Raw genomic sequence first — 18,721 nt, 5'->3', positions numbered from 1 at the left:
TATGTCGAATCAACATGGCCATCATAATCCAGCTCCAATCACTGAGGTGGAGTATAAAATTCAAGCGTTAGAATCGATTCTTCTCGAAAAGGGACTCATTTCCACCGAGGAGTTAGATGGATTAATTGATCTTTTTGAGAACCAAATCGGACCGTTGAATGGCGCTAAAATGGTTGCGCGGGCATGGACCGATCCGGAATTTAAAGCGCGTTTGTTGGACGATGGCACAAAAGCGCTCGTTGAGTGTGACATAAAGAATCTTCAGAACACTAAATTTGTTGTAGTTGAAAACACTCCTAATGTTCATAATGTTATCGTTTGCACTTTGTGTTCATGCTACCCATGGAATGTATTAGGGCTGCCGCCTAGATGGTATAAAAGTAACGCATATCGATCCCGAGTTGTCATTGAGCCTAGACAAGTTTTAAAAGAATTTGGCCTGGAGCTGGATGAAACCGTTGAAATTCGGGTATGGGACAGCTTAGCGGAAACACGATACATGGTATTGCCCGAACGACCAGAGGGTACGGAAAGTATGACTGAAGATGAATTAGTTACACTGATTCAAAGAGAAGCCTTGATAGGCGTATCGAAAGTAACATTAAATTAATAAAACGAGAGGATTGGTCGAAAATGGAAGCCCCATCCTATATCTCAGGCATGGAAGGAAAAAGTGCGCTGCCTCGCAAAAATGGAGAGCTTGTCTTTCAGGAGCCTTGGGAAGGCAAAATATTTGCAATGGCAGTAGCATTGGATAAGAAAGGTTTATATGTCTGGAATGATTTTCGGGATAAATTAGCTGAAGAAATAACAAAAGCGGAAAAAAATGATCCGAATCATGAAACCGAAAAGTATTACTATGAGCATTGGCAAACGGCGTTAGAAAAATTACTGATTGAAAAGAAAATAGTATCTGAGGATCAGTTAAAACAACTATTGCATGAGTTGAAAAACTGTAAAGACCATGACCACGACCACGATCATAATCATGATCATGATCATCATCATTAATATTTAGTCACCTATGAACTGGTTGGATCCCCTACGTCTGATAGTGGAAAAAATTCACTCGATAAGAATGGATTTATACGCTATCGAACGAGGGGATTTTATTTATTATGGCTGTAAAGCAGAGTTTGCTTTGGATGAACCTGCTAACGATTTGTTTGTGTGAGGTGGTTTTATCATTAGAAAGTTTCCCTTTTTTTATGGTTGGGTTATCATCGGCTTAGGTTTTCTTGGACTTTTTGGCTCCATGGGGATTCGCAGTTCGTTTGGAGCATATGTAACCTCTTGGGAGGAAGAGTTTGAGGTCAGCAGAAGTATGGTGACTATCATATCGACATTAAGTCTGGTCGTGTATGGTGTTTTCCAACCGGTAACCGGAAGGATGAATGACAGATACGGAGCACGTCCGGTACTGACGGTCAGCATGCTGCTGATCGGAATCTCTTTAATTATTTCATCCTATATCACTGATTTTTGGCAGCTTGCTATCGTTTACGGTATTATTGCTTCGATAGGTTTTTCGGGTGCCTCTAATGTGACAGGTACGGCTGCGGCCGCCAGATGGTTTCATAAGAAGCAGGGTACAGTCATGGGGATTGTACTGTCAGGTATGGCTGTGGGGCAATTGATTATCGTACCCGTTTCTCTTTACATCATTTCAACCTATCACTGGCGCATTTCCATGTTGGTCTCAGGGTTGATTATAACCTTCCTAATTGTTCCACTTTGTTATTTTTTCATGCGCTCCAAACCGTCCGATATTGGACTTCAGGCGTATGGGGAGGAAGAAAGCACCCAGCATACGAACACAGAGCATGAATCAACCGATTCTCTTGAACAAAAACAATCCGTATATGCGATCATGAAAAGTAAATATTTTTGGATGATTGCGGCGCCTTATTTTATATGTGGATTTACGGATGTGGGTTTTGTTCAAACGCATTTTATTCCATATACAGAAGGAACAGGGGTCCCAACCCGATGGATCATGCTTACTTTATCGCTTATAGCCATCTTTAACCTGTTTGGAACGGTTGGCAGCGGATATCTTTCTGATAAAATGCACAGGGGGAAACTGCTTGCTATCATTTTTACCTTACGAGCAATTACCTATATGATACTATTGTCAACTGATTCCATTGCAGCTCTTATTATATTTGGAATGATATACGGACTTACCGATGTCGCGGCAATTACTCCCACGAGTTCCGTTTGTGCTCATTTATTTGAACGTTATTCAATTGGAGTCATTTTTGGGTTTATTTCCGTTAGCCATCAGGTTGGAGCGGCAGCCGGATCATGGATACCGGGATTATTGTATGATCTGTACGGCTCTTACACGCTGAGCATATGGTTTTCCGCGATTTTCCTTGTTATTAGCGCATGGGTTGTTTACCAAATTCCTGATACGCAAAAGAAAGAATTTAGCATTAAAAATGCAGCGGCGGGTTAGATCTTATAACAAAAAAAACATATGCTCGCGTAGATATTTATTAACTGATAAAGGTGGGCAGCTGCTCGCCTCTTTTGTTTTTCAGATAAAGATGGGAAAAAAAATAGGCTCAAACAGAAACAAAAACAAATATCAGAATAGTACGAAAAATCAATTGACAAGGGGGGATTTCTACAGTATATTTTACTTAATGTTAATTAAAATTTTCTGATGTCGGAGGTGAGGCCTGATGCAAATTTGAGGAGCTGACCTTAGCCATATTTTATCTTTGACAGCCGAAAACCAATGAACTAGGATGAGTCTTGTAGCTCCCTTACTTTTTTTACTTAAAAAAGAAAGCGCTTTATTTAAGAATTATTTTTTAAAAGGGGGAAATGCCAGTGGTGAAAAAGTTCAAACTTTCTTGTATTTTCATCATGATCTTTATGCTTGCGGCTGTTGGATGTTCGAACCAATCTGCAAATAATCAGGCTGCTACTAACCAAGTTTCTAACGATAAACCTGCTGAACCAAAGGCAAATGAATCTTATAAAATCGGTACCATACTCTCTCTTACAGGTCCTGCCGGATGGCTGGGACAAAGCACACAGCGTGCCGTTGAAACCTTGAAGAAGCAAATTAACGAATCCGGAGGAGTGAATGGCCACCCTCTTGAGATTATTATTTACGATGACCAATCCAAACCCGAAGAGGCAAGCCGGTGGGCGAAACGTCTAATCAATGAGGATAAGGTGATCATGATTATCGGTCCGAATGGAACGCCGACCTCCAATGCTGCGGAGCAGGCAGCAGGGGCTGCCGGAATTCCTATGATCTCGATGTCAGGAGGCTATGTCCCGAATCCGAAAGTCGGTTGGGGGTGGTCGATCGTACATTCCACGGATCAAGTCATCGAGCGGCAATTTCAGTACTTCGCCCAAAAAGGTATGAAGAACATTGGAGTCATCAACCCCAACGACGCATTGGGACAGATCGCAGACAAAGCGATTACCCAGTATGCAGGGAAGTATAATGTCCATATCGTGAAACGCGAATCATTTAATATGAATGACATCAATGTGAAGCCGCAGCTTACTTCCATTATGTCTGCTAAGCCGGAGGCCGTGATTTCGTTCGTGACAGGCGAGCCTGCCGTCAAGGTAAGGAAGGAAATGAGTGAAATCGGGCTGAATGTGCCGATGCTGCCCCCCCACTCCTCAGCAACGCAAGCTTTCTTGGACTTGATCGGGAAAGTCGATAATGATAAGGTGCTCGCCGCCGGTGGGATTATCACGGCTTTCGAGCAAATCCCAGGCGATCATCCGCAAAAACAAGTATTGGAAAAATTCATTTCTCAATTTCAAAAGGACCATAACTATGTTCCCGGTTACATCGAAGGTTTTGGTTATGATGCTTTGAATGTCGCTTATCATGCTTTGACAAAGGTTGGAACAGACCCGCAGAAGATCAAGGATTATATGGAAAACGGCGGAGAGAGCATTATCGGCGTGAATGGAACCTTTAAATTCACCAAAGATAATCGGATCGGTCTGTCCCCGGAAACGTTAAGAATCGTAGAAATTCGTGATAATAAATGGTCCTTGCTCGAGTAAATTTGTTTTAAAGGGGATGACCTATGGACAATTTATTGCAAAGCCTAATCACAGGAATTAGTTTAGGCAGCATCTACGGCTTGATCGGAATGGGATTTACGTTAGTCTTTTCGATCTCCAAGGTGATTAATTTGTCACAAGGCGAATACTTTACATTGGGAGCGCTTTCTTTCGTTGTGTTCATCGGTTATATGCCTTCCGTATTGGCTTTTTTTGCAGCGATAGTCGTTGCGGTACTTATTGGACTGATCATTGAGCGTTCATTGATGAGGCCGATTTCTTCCTCGCCTTTGATTAATCAAATTATTATGACCTTGGCGATCATGATTACTTTACAAGGGATTTCCATGCTGGTCTTCGGCAAACAGTCCAAAACGGCCGAGCCGATTTGGACTGGCGCTATCAAAATGGGAGACATCACCATTCAGAATCAGGTTCTGATTATTGTTGCCGTGATGATTCTGATCAACGGAGGGCTCTACTATTTTCTGCATAAAACCTATTATGGGAAAGCGTTTCGGGCTTGCTCCTCGAATCCCGAAAGCGTAAGGCTTGCCGGGATCCGCGTGAATCAGATGAGAATGACGGCCTATGGTTTGAGCGGAGCGATCGGGGCCATTAGCGGCGTAGTTATTGCACCCCTGCTGCTGATGAATTATACCTTGGGACTTGTGTTCGTCGTTAAGGGATTGGTGGCCTCGATTCTTGGGGGGTTAGGAAGTCCGGTCGGAGCTTTGCTGGGTGGACTGCTGCTCGGGATATTCGAAAGCAACATGGCGGGATTCGTTTCATCGGAATACAAGGATGTGATGACGTTGGTATTTCTGCTCCTGCTCCTTATTTTTATGCCAAAAGGGTTAGTAGGAGGGATTAAACGATGAGGAAAAAACAAATCGCCGGTTTAAGTGTTGTCATCGTACTGGTCGGTACCATGCTGATTGTGCTTCCTCCCAATCACTATTTGTACAGCTTGCTTACCTTTGTAGGAATCTATGCTTTAGCAGCTACCGGCTTGGAATTGCTCATGGGATACGGCGGACAAATTTCGCTTGGCAACGGAGGCTTTATCGCTCTTGGAGCCTATATCACAGGCATACTAAGCCATCATGGATTACATCCGATCCTCATCTTTATGATTGCGCTTATCGGCTCAGCGCTTATAGCATTAATTATCGGTTATCCGATTTTGAAGCTGGAGGGCTATTATCTCGCCATCGCCACGTTGGGATTTGCTCTGCTGGTCCAGGCGCTCGCGATATCGATGTTCCCGATCACCGGCGGCTCTTCGGGAATGACCGTGAACTCCTTGACCGTATTTTCGAACAGTTTGGGCGAAAGGGGCTATTTTATATTAGCCTGGGTCATATTCGGAGTCGGATTTATTCTGGCTCGTAACCTGACCAAAACACGCACGGGACGATCCTTGGTTGCGATTCAAAGTAATGAAGAAGCGGCATCGGCCTTAGGCATTTATACGGGGAAGATCAAGCTTCAAATTTTCGTGGTCAGTGCGATGTATGCGGCTGCGGCCGGTTTCGTGATGGCTAACTATTTGAGCTTTATCGCGCCGGATATTTTCGGCTTAGCCCTTTCCGTCGATTTGGTTGTCATGTCCTTGCTTGGCGGTCACGGTGTGATCTACGGTCCTTTGCTGGGATCCTTCGTGTGGGTACTGTTGGTCGAAACGACGCATTCGTTTAAGGATTATAAAATTTTGCTGACAGGCGCGGCGCTCATCGTCATTTTGCTGTTCATGCCTAAAGGCATATACGGTATCTTGCAAAAAAGGTTCTTTCAACGACGCAAAGTGTGACAAGACCGAATCTGCTCGAACGGTATGGAGGTGTTTCGATGTTACAGGTACAGAAGATTTCCAAAGTGTTTGGCGGTTTGAAAGCAGTGGATCAAGTGAGCTTTCACATTGAAAAAGGAAGCATTAAAGCTCTCATCGGCCCCAACGGCGCGGGGAAAACGACCGTGTTCAACATGATATCGGGAAATTTTGCTCCAACTGAGGGTCAAGTGCTTTTTGAAGACCGCATCATCACGGGAAGCAAGCCGCATCAGATTGCCCATCACGGAATTATTCGGACCTTTCAAGGCGTCAAAATGTTTGACAGCAACGGATTTACCGTTTTGGAGAATTTGTTGGTCGGCTATGACAAGCGCTTTCAAGCGGGTATGATCCGAAACAGTATACGCAGTTTCATCTCCCGTAAAGAAGAGCAAGAAGCTTTGGAAGAAGCGTATCGGGTGAGCGAACAGATCGGGTTGTCCGGTTGGCTGCACGCGCCGGCAAGCGAGCTTCCTTGCGGGTATCAACGTTTGCTTGAGCTGGCAAGAGCCTTGATGGCAAAGCCCAAGCTGCTGCTGTTGGATGAACCTGCCGCAGGATTGAATGATAGCGAGACCAAACGCTTGGTTGGCGTTCTCCGCGAAATTCGCCAAATGGGCATTACCATCTTATTGGTGGAGCATCATATGGGACTTGTCATGGAGGTTTCGGATGACATTGTGGTCATGAATAATGGAAAGAAAATCGCAGAGGGAAGCCCGGAAGATATTAAACGGAACCAAGATGTAATTCAGGCTTATATGGGAGAGGAGGATATCAGTGCTTAGGGTGGAAAACCTGGAATCGGGGTATGGCAAAATTCGTGTTTTGCAGCAGGTACAGCTGGAAGTGCTTGAAGGTGAGATCATCAGCATTCTCGGTGCGAACGGGGGCGGCAAAACCACGCTGCTTCGAACCTTATCCGGGTTGAACCCCACGTATAAAGGCAGCATCACTTTTATGGACCAGGATATCACCCATATGCCCGATTACAAAAGAGTCGAGGCCGGATTGATTCATGTGCCGGAAGGAAGGGGAGTCATCAAGGATCTTACTGTGATTGAAAATTTGGAGCTGGGCGCTTTTCGGTGGAGAAAGGAAAAGGAAATGGTAGCCCGAAAAATCAAGGAAGCGTTCGAGCTCTTTCCGAGGCTTTATGAACGAGTACATCACAAAGGCGGTACGCTAAGCGGTGGAGAGCAGCAGATGCTGGCTATTGCACGCGGCTTTATTGCACAGCCTAAATTACTGATGCTCGATGAGCCTTCTTTGGGGATTTCGCCTATTATTACCAAAGAAATCTTCAAAACCATTCGCATGCTGCGGGATCAACATATTTCGATTCTGCTGGTGGAGCAAAATGTAAAAGCGGCATTAAACGTATCGGACCGTTCTTATGTCCTGTCGAACGGAAAGGTGCTGAAGGAAGGGAGCTCTTCCGAATTATCTGCAGATTCTGATATTCAAAAGATGTACATGGGTGCATAATCAATCCAACATAGCGGAGGAATGAAGATGAATCAACGCGTATTTAATCCGAGATTGGAACAACTGTCACGGGAGGAAATGAAACAGCTCCAATGGAAAAAGATCAAATTTTTGCTGGAGCATCAATATGCGCGCAACCCGTTTTACCGGAATTTGTTTGATCAGCACAATATCAAGCCGGACGATATCCGTAATTTCGATGATTTCCGGAACAAGGTTCCGAGAATTAATAAACAAGACTTGATTGCCGACCAGAAGGCCAATCCGCCTTTCGGCAGCCGGACATGGATGAAAAAGGAGCAATTAATCGGTCTGTACACGACAAGCGGAACCTCCGGATTAGGACAGGAACTGTACGGCCGAAGCCGAGCAGATCAGGAATACGCAGGCCAAACGTGGGCGATGGGCCTGCATTGGTCCGGGGTAAACCGGGGAGATACCTGTTATAACACGTGGCCCGGATCGGCTGGACAATTGGCGGGTCCGGATTCATTGACGCAATCCTACGTACACCTTGGCGTGTTAAGCATGCATGTAGGGACGCAAAGATCCGAAGACAAACTCAAAATGATGCTTCGTTTCAGGCCAAATCAAATTACGATTGTTCCTGCATATCTTACACGGTTATCCGTGCTTTGTACCGAAATGGGTATTGACCCGCGCAAAGAATTTCCGGATCTCAAGAGCATTATGCTGGCGACGGAATGCTATTCCACCGCTTGGGTTGAGAAAATGGAAGCATTCTGGGGTGCTAAGCTTTTTGAAATGTATGGTTCAACACAGCAGGGCGGCGGACTTGGATTTACATGCGAGCACGGGGTTTTGCATAACGGGACTCGAGGACACATTCATATTTTCGAACACATGTCCTATGTCGAGGTGCTCAACCGGGAAACAGGAGAGCCGGTGAAACCGGGTGAAGAAGGCGAAATCGTATTGACGAATCTGGATCGTGAAGCGGCTCCTCTCATTCGTTTCTCTACTGATGACAAAGTCGTGTTCCTGCCGTATCATACCTGCTCCTGCGGTCGTACCTTTGATGCTTTTGAGGCCGGGAGTATCGCACGATACGACGATATGATCAAAATCAAGGCCGTTAATGTATGGCCTGCTGCGATCGAATCTATTCTGTTCGATTATGATGAAGTGGAAGAATATCGGGGCAAGGTGTATATGGAGGAGAACGGGACAGAAGACGTGTTGATCACGTTGGAATTCAAAAGTTTCGTTTCGGAGGAAAGAAAGCAGGAAATGATATGCTCCTTGGAAAATCAAATCCGGCATAGAGTAGGGGTCCGAATGAAAGTCGCAGAAGCGAAGGAAAGCTTGCCGCGTTTTGAATTTAAAGTCCGCCGTTGGACAGACGAGCGCAGCAAAGACCGCGACCGCATTTTTTATACAGCGAAATAAGAATCGGGAGGAGAATCAAACATGAGCAAGCAGCTGGAATTGAATACGGATGAATTGGTGTTTCAAACGCACGAAAACCTTAAACTGCTTTGTCAGCATGATGTTCCCAGCATCAAAAATTTAGCCATTCTCATGTTGGCTCTTTCGAGGCAATTGGTCATGACGGTAGATCCTTTTCATGTGGAGCATATCCACGATTATGAATAATGAAGTGAGGGGTTGCAATTGGAGTATCGGCTGGTTGTGGATTTTGACGATGTAGATTATGCCAGAGTGGTCTATTTCGCGAGATATTTGGCATTTGCAGAAAAAGCGCAAGCTCAAGTCTTGCGCAATTATAACCTATCGCACAAAAAGATGGCGGAACAATATAATGTGGCAACACCGGTGATTCGTTCGGAGTTTTCCTATCTTTCGCCGGCCCGATTGGATGACGAACTGATCATTCATGCCCAAATCGAAAATTTATCGACAAAAGGATTCGAATGCGACTATAACATGAACCACGCGGATCAAGAAAAAGTAATCTGTACAGGGAAAACCTATCACCGGTTTATTGACCTTGAATTTTTTAAAGCAACTGAAATTTCTGGAGATTTGTATCGAATCTTTGATACAATAAGAAAGGAAGTTAGGGTATAATGTCAATTATTGGTGTCGCCGAGGGGAAGTATTTCGATGATTTGCAGGTTGGCGATGAATTTGGTTCCTCCGTTACATTGACCGAAACGCACTTGGTATTGGGGAGTGCCTTGTTAGGTGACTTCAACCCTGTGCATGTGAATGAGACGTTTGTCCAAAATGGTCCTTTTCAGAAACGGATTTTTCCCGGACCTTTCACACTTGGTGTGATGGCGTCGTCCTTAGGAAACTTTTTTGCGGGTACGGCCGTGGCCAACACGAACATCAGTGGCAAATTTCTCAAGCCGGTGTTTGCAGGTGATACTGTAACCACAAGGTGGACCATCGAAGCATTGACCTATAAAGAAAAGCTGAAAGCGGGATTCGTTGAGCTTGTGGGGCGATGCGTGAACCAGCACGGCAATGAACTCGTCGAATCTACGGCGGTCGTATTGGTCAATTCGAAGCCGAATTAATATAGTAAATCATTGTTAGAGGTGTTCTAAGTCATGGGTTCTAAAAGCCAAAAATACCATCTCCGTCGTGAGGAAATCATAGACCAGGCGGCCAGTATATTCCAGGAAAAGGGGTATAAAAGCGCAACCTTGAAGGATGTCGCGGACCGTCTGGAAATTACCGCACCCGCTGTTTATTATCATTTCCATAGTAAGCAGGAGATTCTATACGAAATTTTCCAACGGACGATGAAATTAGGGCTGGATTCCATGAATCGTATCGCTGAGAATTCCATGAATCCAAGAGAAAAATTAAGATTGGTTATAGAAGAATATTCAGCGCTGGTTGCCAATAATCTCGATTTCTTCACCGTATTTTTTCAAGACAAATATGAATTGTCCCAAGATCACACAGAGCTGATTACCGCGAGAGAGAGAGAATTCATCGGTATTCTCAGAAATATCTACTCTCAAGGGGTGAAAACCAACGATTTCGAAGAGTTGGACCCCGTGCTGGTCGTCAATGGGATTCTGGGGATGTGCAGTTGGCTTTATAAATGGTTCAAGCCAGGCCACAAATACAATGTTGAGGAAGTCAGCCGGCATTTTAATCAGATGATTCTGAGCGGTTTGGAAAAGAAGTAAAAGTCAGGCTAGTTGAGGGAAAGGGGCTTCAGCATGAACCCTGTGAAAGTTCTCGGAGTCGGGATGACCAAATTTGCCAGGCATGAACACGAAACCCTTAGGAGCTTGGCACAAAGCGCAATAACAGAAGCTCTAGCAGACGCTCAAATCAACAAAAAAGAAATCCAGGCGGTATTCTTTGCCAATTCCATGGCCGGCTTTGTCACCGGGCAGGAATGCGTGCGTGGACAGGTCAGCCTTTGGGATTCCGGGTTGTCGGGACTTCCTGTATATAATGTGGAGAATGCCTGCGCAAGCGCATCTACCGCGTTCAACCTGGCCCATATGGCGGTCAAGTCCGGACAATACGATGTGGTTCTGGTGGTAGGGGTAGAGAAGCTGTTTCATCAAGACCGAACCCGAACATTAAAAGCTCTTGCTGCCGCAACCGATGTGGAGCTGATCAAGGATCGCGAGATGCAGGGAAGTATTTTCATCGAATCCTATGCGCAAAGAACAAGAGCTTACATGGATAAATTCGGTGTGAGTCCGCTCGAATTTGCCCACATATCGGAGAAGAACCGGTTCCATGCTTCTCTTAATCCGTATGCCCAATACAGAAACCTGATCACCGCCGAGGAGATATTAAATTCACCTATGGTAAGCGACCCTTTGACCCGGCTGATGTGCTCGCCAATAGGCGATGGCGCCGCTGCAGCCGTGATCTCCAGCCATGAGTATGCCAAGCGCAAATACTTGAGGGGAAGAGTCGATGTCCTGGCTTCTGTAGTTAATTCTTCAGCGCCTTATATCGAGGACAGTGAACGTGCGGCAGAGCGGGCGGCCAAGCGCGCGTATGAGCTGGCGGGAGTGGGGCCGGACGATATTGATGTAGCGGAGGTTCACGATTCTGTTTCTCCGGTGGAGCTGTTGATTTATGAATCCTTGGGCTTTTGCAAGGAAGGGGAAGGCATCAAGCTTCTCCAGGAAAAAGCAACGACATTAGGCGGCAGAATTCCAGTCAATACGAGCGGGGGACTTGTTTCGAAAGGGAATCCCAGCGGAGCGACCGGATTAGCTCAAATATGTGAAGTCGTATGGCAGCTTAGAGGCCAGACGGGCGATAGACAGGTGGAAGGAGCCCGAGTCGGTTTAACGGAAAATGCCGGTGGAAGAGTAGGAAGTGATTCTGCTGCTCTGGCCGTGCATATTTTTTGCAGCACTACTTAATGAATAGTCATTAAAAAAATAGGAGGTTATGCGATATGACGACGGCAGAATCTTTCTTTCAGCATGTGGAAGGTGGAGGAAAAGTCGATTCAACCGATTGGATGCCTGAAGAATACAAAAAGGAAGTTACGAGATTAATGGGCTTTCAGGCGTTAGCCGAAATTGTAGGCGCGATGATGCTATCGCAGTGGATTCCATACACCCCATCCATCGTCAGGAAGATGATGTACGCGGCGAAATCACAGGACGAAATGGGCCATGCTCATATTCTCATTCGGGCATGCGAAGATTTGGGCTACACCCGGGAGGAAATCATTGAAGGATATATTGAGCGCAAGAACAAGCTTCTAAATATCTTTCATTACTCTTTCGGTTCTTATGAGGAAATGGTTGCGGCCATGCTGCTGCAAAACACCGGCGCGATCGTGCAATTTCAATCGCTCGTTCTGGGCAGCTACCTCCCTTATCAACGGGCGCTGAGAAAAATTATGAAAGAAGAGTCTTTTCATTACAATCTGGCTGTGAATATGATTCAGCAGCTGACTACGCATGGAACCGATCAGCAGCGGGAAGCTGTGCAAAATGCATTCGATATCTGGTACCCGAGAATGCTGGCTTACTTTGGTCCATCGGAGAAAGGCAAAGCACCAAGCAATGCTTTGAAATGGAAAATCAAGGTCGACACCAACGATACCATTCGTACGCGTTGGTTAGATAAGATTGTTCCTCTGGTAGAGTCTCTAGGCTACAAAATTCAAGATTCGGAATTATCTAAAGATGCCGAAACAGGGATCTGGTCCTACACCGAGCCGAAATGGGAAGAGGTCAAAGCGGTGATTAACGGCGGCGGACCTTCCTCGGAATATTGGCGGGAAAGCGTAAGTAAAAGCTACGAAAACTATCAATGGATCAGAGATTTGATGAACAAGAGCAGCAAAAATCAATCGGCATGAAGCGGGGTGAACCGACATGACTCATGGTCAACACGATACGAGCGAACAGCAATTATATGAAGTATTCATTCAGGAGAAGGTAGACCGTTCCGCGATTCATGTAGGGAGTGTGCGGGCACCAAGCGAGATTCTGGCTCTTCACAGCGCACGTGAAATTTTTGCCCGCCGCGAGAATTGCGTGAAGCTGAGCATTGTGAATCGAAAGAACATGATTCATTTTCAAGATACTGAGTTTTTGGGCATGTCTAAAGATAAAAGATATCGCTTGGCATCTATGGAGTACAATGTTTGAACGGAGGGTCTGTCATGCAATCTAATACGGTGCTAGTTGATTTTTTGACTCAATGGGCGGAAGACGAGTTTTGGGTAGGCCATTTGCTGACCAAAAAAATATATGAATACGGACCCGATCTGGAGGAAAACATCGCCATCGGTTCGATTTCCCAAGATGAGATCGGTCATTGCAGGATGCTGCTGAATCTCCATATGTCGAGCGAAAAAGAGATGGATCATCTGATTTACGGGAAGCAGCCGGAGAGAATCAACGTCTCGAGACTGGCTGAATACTGGTATGCGTATGATTGGGCAAGTCTGGTGATCAAACAGCTCATCTATGAAATATGCGATAGTGTGAGATTGTCCTTCGGCAAGCAAATCCCGGATTCGGGGCTGCAGGATGTTCTCCGTATGATGAAGCGGGAGGAAGCTGTTCATCTCGAGCATTGGATGGAATGGGCTTTGCTGATCTCGGAGGACAGCAAGGGAAAGCAACTACTGCAGAAGGCAGTCGAGCAAATTTACCCTTTGATATCCGATTTTTTTGCCGACCCGTTAGTGGAGCGTGTCGCCAAGGAATATGGTCTGGACTCGGTCAGTACGCAGTCTCTGTTAAAGGAATGCCTGAAGGATTTGAATCCCCGGTTGGCCCAGTTGGGATTATCGATACCGAGTGCAGAGAGAGACATGATCGATAACCTGTCGGTTCAAGGCGGACGCTATGGGCAGCACTCTTCCGATTTTATGCCGCTATACAATGAGTTCACGGTAATATACCGTCAAAATCCAGATATGGTCTGGGGATAAATCGAAGGTGGTGATCTAGGGTGAATGCGGAACAACAAGCGGTATGCGAGGTGTTAAAAACAGTAGAGGATCCCGAGCTTCCTGTCAGCATCGTGGATCTGGGTATTGTTGAGAACATTGACTGCAGCCCGGACCACATTAGAATCGTTCTTACACCCACGTTCTCCGGCTGCCCCGCGTTAGAGCATATTCGCAAGCTGGTCATTGATGCCTTGGAAGAGCAATTTCCGGGCAAAAGAGCGGAAGTGAGCTGGAGCTTCACATCCTCCTGGACTTCCCAGAAAATCAGCTCTGATGGGGAAGCGGCACTAAAAAACTTCGGCATTGCCTTGGCTGCGAACGGGGTCGTTCATTGCCCCTACTGCGGCTCTAAGCATATTGTGAGGGACAGCCCTTTTGGTTCTTCCCTATGCAAGGAAATTTATTACTGCAAGCATTGCAAGAACCCTTTTGAAAAAATGAAGCATTTGGCTTAAGGAGCAGCACGCAAGAGCCGTTAAGCGGGAGGGGAACAGGCTTTGATTGAACAAATCGTTGTTGTCGGCGGCGGCGTGATGGGCAGGGGAATCGCTTACACAGGGGCGGTTTCCGGGTTTCATGTGAAGCTGGTCGATAAGTATGAGCAGGTTTTGCTTAGCGGCAAACAGGAGATAGAAGAACTATTCGTAGGCGCGATCCAAAGAAATAAATTAACGCTTGAAGAAGCGGCATTGGCCAAGGGACGATTATCCTATCACTCGGATTTGGAAGGAAGCGTCCAAACGGCGGATCTTGTCATTGAAGCCGTAATGGAGAAGCTCGATTTAAAAAAGCAGATCTTCGAAACGCTCGATCAGCATGCTCCGGAGCATTGCTTGCTTGCCAGCAACACGTCCACTTTGAGCCCTACCGAAATCGGTTCGTTCACGAAGCGTCCGGACAAAGTCATGGCCATGCACTTCTTTAACCCGGCCTACAAAATGAAGTTGATCGAAATGGTGCGGGGCCTGGAAACGAGCGATGAGACGGTTAGCATGATCAAGCTGGCTGCCGAGCGTATGAACAAAGAAACGGTAACCATTAATGAATTTCCCGGGTTTGTCACCAGCCGGATGAGCGCCTTGGTAGGAAATGAAGCCTTTTATATGCTGATGGAGGGACTCGGAACTCCCGAGGAAATCGATAAAGCGATCAAGCTAGGCTTGAATTATCCGATGGGGCCTTTGGAGCTTGCCGATCTTGTGGGATTGGATGCTCGGCTCAATAATTTACGCTATTTGCATCAAACCTTGGGTGAAAAGTATCGGCCTTGTCCGCTGCTTGTGAAATATGTGCAAGCCGGCCGGTTAGGGCGCAAAACCGGAAGAGGCGTATACGTGTACGAGAAAAAAGAATAAGTGACGGTGATCGTTCATGAAAGAAGTTGTGATCGTCGATGCGGTTAGAACTCCTATAGGAAAGTACAAGGGCTCACTCAAATCTGTACGTCCGGACGATTTGGCCGCTGCCGCCATACGAGCTATTCTTGAACGCAACCCTCTGGTTCCGGTTCAAGACATTGAAGATGTCATTCTGGGGTGCGCGAATCAAGCGGGGGAGGACAATCGCAATGTGGCTCGTATGGCGGTTCTTTTATCCGGATTACCCCTCGAGGTAGGCGGTACGACAGTCAATCGTTTATGCGGGTCAGGTTTGGATTCGGTCATATATGCCGCGAGAAGTATTAGCGTAGGTGCGGGCGATATTTACTTGGCTGGAGGAACGGAGAGCATGACGAGGGCGCCGCTGGTCATGGGAAAAGCGGAATCCGAATATCCCCGCGGCGATGTGAAAATGTACGATACCACCATCGGCTGGAGGTTCGTCAACCCCCAAATGGAAAGCTTGTACGGATCGACAAGCATGCCTGGAACGGCTCAAATCGTAGCGGACAGGCATCACATTTCCCGTGCCGATCAGGATGAATTTGCACTTCAAAGTCAGCTGAAAGCACAGCGAGCCTGGGAATCCGGACGGTTCGACGATGAGGTCATACCCGTTACGGTGAAAGATGCCAAGGGAAATCACACGTCTTTTGCGCGGGATGAACATCCTCGCTTTAACCTCAAAATGGAGCAGCTGGAGAAATTACCGCCGCTGTTCACGGGCGGTTCCGTTACCGCAGGCAACGCTTCCGGAGTCAACGACGGCGCGTCCGTCCTACTGCTGATGAGTGCGGACAAAGCGAAGGAGCTGGGCATCAAGCCGCTCGTCCGATTTGTTGCTGGAGCCGTCGCTGGAGTCGAGCCGGATGTCATGGGATTGGGACCGATCCCGGCTGTTCAAAAGGTACTCCAAAGAGCGGGGCTCACCGTCCGCGATTTGGACTTGGTGGAATTGAACGAGGCGTTCGCTTCTCAATCGCTGCAGTGCATTCGGGGGTTGGAGCTGGACCCGTCGATCGTAAACGTCAATGGAGGAGCCATTGCTTTGGGGCATCCTCTGGGCGCCAGCGGTGCAAGAATTTTGACCACACTGATACATGAAATGAAACGAAGAAAAGCCAGAAGAAGCTTGGCCACCATGTGTATCGGCGTAGGACAGGGGATTGCCGCCATTGTCGAAAGTACGGAATGAAGTGGGGGAGACGGAATATGAATGTGCAAATGAACGAGCAAAGCTTTCCTTGGTTTGAGTTTTTCGGGCTTGATGAAAAATTAAAGATGTACATTAACGGACAATGGGTTGAAGGCCAATCGGGGGAATGGGAGCCTGTGGAGGATCCTTCATTGAAGAAAGTGATTGCCTATGTTTCGAAAGGGGGCGCCCGAGAGGCGGAGCAAGCGGTTGAAGCCGCACAGGCCGCGTTTGGAAGCTGGTCGATGGTCAGTGCGAGAGAACGCTCGAAATATTTATATCGATTAGCCAATTTGCTGAGAGAGCATGCTTTGCCTCTGGCGTCTTTATTGACCGCCGAATCGGGCAAGGTACTGAAGGAAGCGTTAGAGGAAATTCGTTCGGCCTCCGCCTATGTAAGCTGGTATTCGGAAGAAGCGAAGCGCATTAACGGTACTGTAGTATCGCCGGCTGATCCGAAAAAACGTATTTTCGTGTTGCAAAGACCTGTGGGTGTCGTCGTGTCGATCTGTCCCTTTAATTTCCCTTTTGGCATCTTGGCCAGAAAATTGGCAGCCTCCGTCGCTGCGGGCTGCACGTTTGCGGCTAAGCCTGCCCCGGAAACGCCGTTAACAGCGTTGATGCTCGCCCGTCTTGTGGAAAAAGCCGGATTTCCCCAAGGTGTCGTGAACTTGATTACCGGTGATGCGGCAGCGATCGGTAAGGTGTTCTGCGAGCATCCCGTTGTGCGGAAAATCACCTTTACCGGATCGACCCATGTCGGGCGACTGTTAACTGCACAAGCGGGACAGCATTTAAAGCAGACGCATATGGAGCTTGGCGGCAACTCTCCGTGTATTATTTTTCCGGATGCGGATCAAGAGACAGCGGTAAAGACCTTGCAGTATGCCAAATTTAGAAACACCGGCCAGGTTTGCGGATCTCCTAACCGAATTTACGTGCACGAATCCATTGCAGAAGAGTTTATCGATCGGTTCTATCGGCAAATCGACAGCTTAAAAGTAGGGCCGGGACACCATGAGGAAGCGAATATCGGTCCGCTCATTCATCAACAAGCGATTGAAAAAGTGGATCGGCTGGTGAAAAGTGCCGTGGCTCAAGGGGCGGAAGCCCAAGTGTGCAGCCGGATGGTGAGCGGAGTCGATCTGGACTCAGGCTATTATTACTTGCCTACGATTATCAGGGGAGTTCAGGATCATATGGATATTTGCCATGAAGAGACCTTTGGTCCGGTGGCGACGTTTCTTAGGTTCAAGGAAGAGGATGAGGTCATATCACGCGCAGTGGCGACACCCTATGGACTTGCCGCTTTCGTATACACCAAAGATGTCTCCAGAGTGCTCACCATTTCCGAAAAGCTGGAGGTCGGTAATGTGGGTGTGAACGGAGCCGTTTCAGCCAATATTGAATCTCCTTTCGGCGGAGTTAAAGAAAGTGGATGGGGGCGTGAAGGTGGAAAAGAGGGTTTATATGATTTTCTGGAAACCGTCACTGTCTCCATTCAAATCTAGAGATACGGTGATCTATGGTAATTCGAGATCGGGATAGGTTGGAGGGGAACGAAGGAAAATGGAGGACTCACTCGTTTTGCTGGATAAACGGGATCATTTGGCGGTCATTACCTTGAATCGAGCGGAAAGGCTGAACTGCTTCGACTATCGCATGCTGGTGCAATTGGAGCAAGCGGTCAGCGACATTCGGATGGATAACGACATCTATGCGGTTATTATTACGGGTGCCGGCGATAAAGCATTCAGTGCGGGAGCGGATTTTAAAGAAAGACAAACGCTTACCGAACAAGAGGTTCGCCGCAATGTGATGAAAATTCGTGATGTGTTCTCCATGATTGAAGAGCTGCCCCAACCGACGATTGCCGCGATGAACGGGTATGCGCTTGGCGGCGGTTTGGAATTGGCGCTGTCCTGTGATTTTCGTTATGCGGTCCAAGGGGCACTCATCGGGCTAACGGAAGTCAGCTGGGCGATCGTTCCCGGAGGCGGAGGAACCCAGCGACTGCCCAGGCTGATCGGCATGGCCAAGGCGAAAGAGCTGATTTTCACGGCCAGACGGATTACCGCCCCAGAAGCGTTGGAGTTAGGCTTGTTGAATGGCGTAGCCGGCGAAGGGGAGGATGTGATGCGCCCAGCCCTGGATTTAGCGGACGAAATGATGAAGAACGGTCCTCTCGCATTAAGGCAGGCCAAGTATGCGATTCAATATGGAAGCGAGGCTGATTTGAAGACAGGCCTACGCATCGAAACTCAAGCCTATGAAGCTATCATTCCCACATCAGACCGCTTGGAAGCGTTGGCTGCATTCAAGGAGAAGCGCCCTCCCCAGTTTAAGGGAAAATAATCATTCTTTAGAAATACCCC

General features: G+C 47.2%; 22 protein-coding genes. All 22 read left to right on the top strand.

What is annotated here, in order from left to right; translation table 11 throughout:
* Position 1 precedes the first annotated feature (1 nt).
* Positions 2-610, top strand: a complete 609-nt coding sequence (nthA, locus tag JOE45_RS11870; RefSeq protein ID WP_210020004.1) for a nitrile hydratase subunit alpha — start codon at positions 2-4, stop codon at positions 608-610.
* A 23-nt stretch (positions 611-633) separates the two neighbouring features.
* Positions 634-1,011, top strand: coding sequence for a nitrile hydratase accessory protein (locus JOE45_RS11865; RefSeq protein WP_210020005.1), 378 nt, complete (start codon positions 634-636; stop codon positions 1,009-1,011).
* Positions 1,012-1,183: 172 nt separating this feature from the next.
* Entirely contained in the window at positions 1,184-2,461 is a 1,278-nt protein-coding gene (locus JOE45_RS11860; protein ID WP_348632597.1) for an MFS transporter, read from the top strand.
* A 383-nt stretch (positions 2,462-2,844) separates the two neighbouring features.
* Positions 2,845-4,053 carry an ABC transporter substrate-binding protein gene (locus JOE45_RS11855; protein WP_210020007.1) on the top strand — a complete coding sequence of 403 codons (1,209 nt, stop codon included), beginning with the start codon at positions 2,845-2,847 and terminating at the stop codon, positions 4,051-4,053.
* 23 nt (positions 4,054-4,076) lie between these two features.
* Complete coding sequence (locus JOE45_RS11850; RefSeq protein ID WP_210020008.1) at positions 4,077-4,934, top strand: branched-chain amino acid ABC transporter permease; 858 nt, start codon at positions 4,077-4,079, stop codon at positions 4,932-4,934.
* Positions 4,931-5,866: a branched-chain amino acid ABC transporter permease gene (locus JOE45_RS11845; RefSeq protein WP_210020009.1), complete on the top strand. Its 936-nt coding sequence runs from the start codon at positions 4,931-4,933 to the stop codon at positions 5,864-5,866. Before JOE45_RS11850 ends, JOE45_RS11845 begins: the two co-directional genes overlap by 4 nt.
* A gap of 38 nt (positions 5,867-5,904) precedes the next feature.
* Positions 5,905-6,675: an ABC transporter ATP-binding protein gene (locus JOE45_RS11840; RefSeq protein WP_210020010.1), complete on the top strand. Its 771-nt coding sequence runs from the start codon at positions 5,905-5,907 to the stop codon at positions 6,673-6,675.
* A complete protein-coding gene (locus JOE45_RS11835) occupies positions 6,668-7,375 on the top strand; it encodes an ABC transporter ATP-binding protein (protein WP_210020011.1) in 708 nt (235 codons plus the stop codon). The genes JOE45_RS11840 and JOE45_RS11835 overlap by 8 nt, the downstream gene beginning before the upstream one ends.
* 27 nt (positions 7,376-7,402) lie before the next feature.
* Positions 7,403-8,785, top strand: a complete 1,383-nt coding sequence (locus JOE45_RS11830) for a phenylacetate--CoA ligase family protein (protein ID WP_210020012.1) — start codon at positions 7,403-7,405, stop codon at positions 8,783-8,785.
* A 21-nt stretch (positions 8,786-8,806) separates the two neighbouring features.
* Positions 8,807-8,992 carry a hypothetical protein gene (locus JOE45_RS11825; protein WP_210020013.1) on the top strand — a complete coding sequence of 62 codons (186 nt, stop codon included), beginning with the start codon at positions 8,807-8,809 and terminating at the stop codon, positions 8,990-8,992.
* 36 nt (positions 8,993-9,028) lie between these two features.
* Positions 9,029-9,427: an acyl-CoA thioesterase gene (locus tag JOE45_RS11820; RefSeq protein WP_210020014.1), complete on the top strand. Its 399-nt coding sequence runs from the start codon at positions 9,029-9,031 to the stop codon at positions 9,425-9,427.
* Positions 9,427-9,882 (top strand): MaoC family dehydratase, encoded by a 456-nt coding sequence (locus tag JOE45_RS11815; RefSeq protein ID WP_210020015.1) that lies wholly within the window; start codon positions 9,427-9,429, stop codon positions 9,880-9,882. The genes JOE45_RS11820 and JOE45_RS11815 overlap by 1 nt, the downstream gene beginning before the upstream one ends.
* A 33-nt stretch (positions 9,883-9,915) precedes the next feature.
* Positions 9,916-10,506: a TetR/AcrR family transcriptional regulator gene (locus JOE45_RS11810; protein WP_210020016.1), complete on the top strand. Its 591-nt coding sequence runs from the start codon at positions 9,916-9,918 to the stop codon at positions 10,504-10,506.
* Positions 10,507-10,539: 33 nt separating this feature from the next.
* Positions 10,540-11,715, top strand: coding sequence for a thiolase family protein (locus tag JOE45_RS11805; RefSeq protein ID WP_210020017.1), 1,176 nt, complete (start codon positions 10,540-10,542; stop codon positions 11,713-11,715).
* Between the two features lie 35 nt (positions 11,716-11,750).
* Positions 11,751-12,668, top strand: a complete 918-nt coding sequence (locus JOE45_RS11800; protein ID WP_210020018.1) for a Phenylacetic acid catabolic protein — start codon at positions 11,751-11,753, stop codon at positions 12,666-12,668.
* Between the two features lie 16 nt (positions 12,669-12,684).
* Complete coding sequence (locus tag JOE45_RS11795; protein ID WP_210020019.1) at positions 12,685-12,960, top strand: hypothetical protein; 276 nt, start codon at positions 12,685-12,687, stop codon at positions 12,958-12,960.
* 14 nt (positions 12,961-12,974) lie between these two features.
* The gene (locus JOE45_RS11790) at positions 12,975-13,751 is read left to right on the top strand and encodes a Phenylacetic acid catabolic protein (RefSeq protein WP_210020020.1); all 777 of its coding nucleotides are present in this window, start codon (positions 12,975-12,977) and stop codon (positions 13,749-13,751) included.
* Between the two features lie 20 nt (positions 13,752-13,771).
* A complete protein-coding gene (gene paaD, locus JOE45_RS11785) occupies positions 13,772-14,227 on the top strand; it encodes a 1,2-phenylacetyl-CoA epoxidase subunit PaaD (RefSeq protein ID WP_210020021.1) in 456 nt (151 codons plus the stop codon).
* A gap of 42 nt (positions 14,228-14,269) precedes the next feature.
* Positions 14,270-15,127, top strand: coding sequence for a 3-hydroxyacyl-CoA dehydrogenase (locus JOE45_RS11780; RefSeq protein ID WP_210020022.1), 858 nt, complete (start codon positions 14,270-14,272; stop codon positions 15,125-15,127).
* A gap of 16 nt (positions 15,128-15,143) precedes the next feature.
* Positions 15,144-16,346, top strand: coding sequence for a thiolase family protein (locus JOE45_RS11775; RefSeq protein ID WP_210020023.1), 1,203 nt, complete (start codon positions 15,144-15,146; stop codon positions 16,344-16,346).
* A 17-nt stretch (positions 16,347-16,363) separates the two neighbouring features.
* A complete protein-coding gene (locus tag JOE45_RS11770; RefSeq protein ID WP_210020024.1) occupies positions 16,364-17,857 on the top strand; it encodes an NAD-dependent succinate-semialdehyde dehydrogenase in 1,494 nt (497 codons plus the stop codon).
* Between the two features lie 58 nt (positions 17,858-17,915).
* Positions 17,916-18,701: an enoyl-CoA hydratase-related protein gene (locus JOE45_RS11765; RefSeq protein WP_210020025.1), complete on the top strand. Its 786-nt coding sequence runs from the start codon at positions 17,916-17,918 to the stop codon at positions 18,699-18,701.
* The last annotated feature ends 20 nt before the right edge of the window (positions 18,702-18,721 follow it).

Origin of the sequence: Paenibacillus sp. PvR098 (assembly GCF_017833255.1) — a bacterium.
Lineage (GTDB): Bacteria > Bacillota > Bacilli > Paenibacillales > NBRC-103111 > Paenibacillus_G.
The sequence above is the reverse complement of the archived record's forward strand: the minus strand, read 5'-3'. Positions and strand labels throughout refer to the sequence as shown.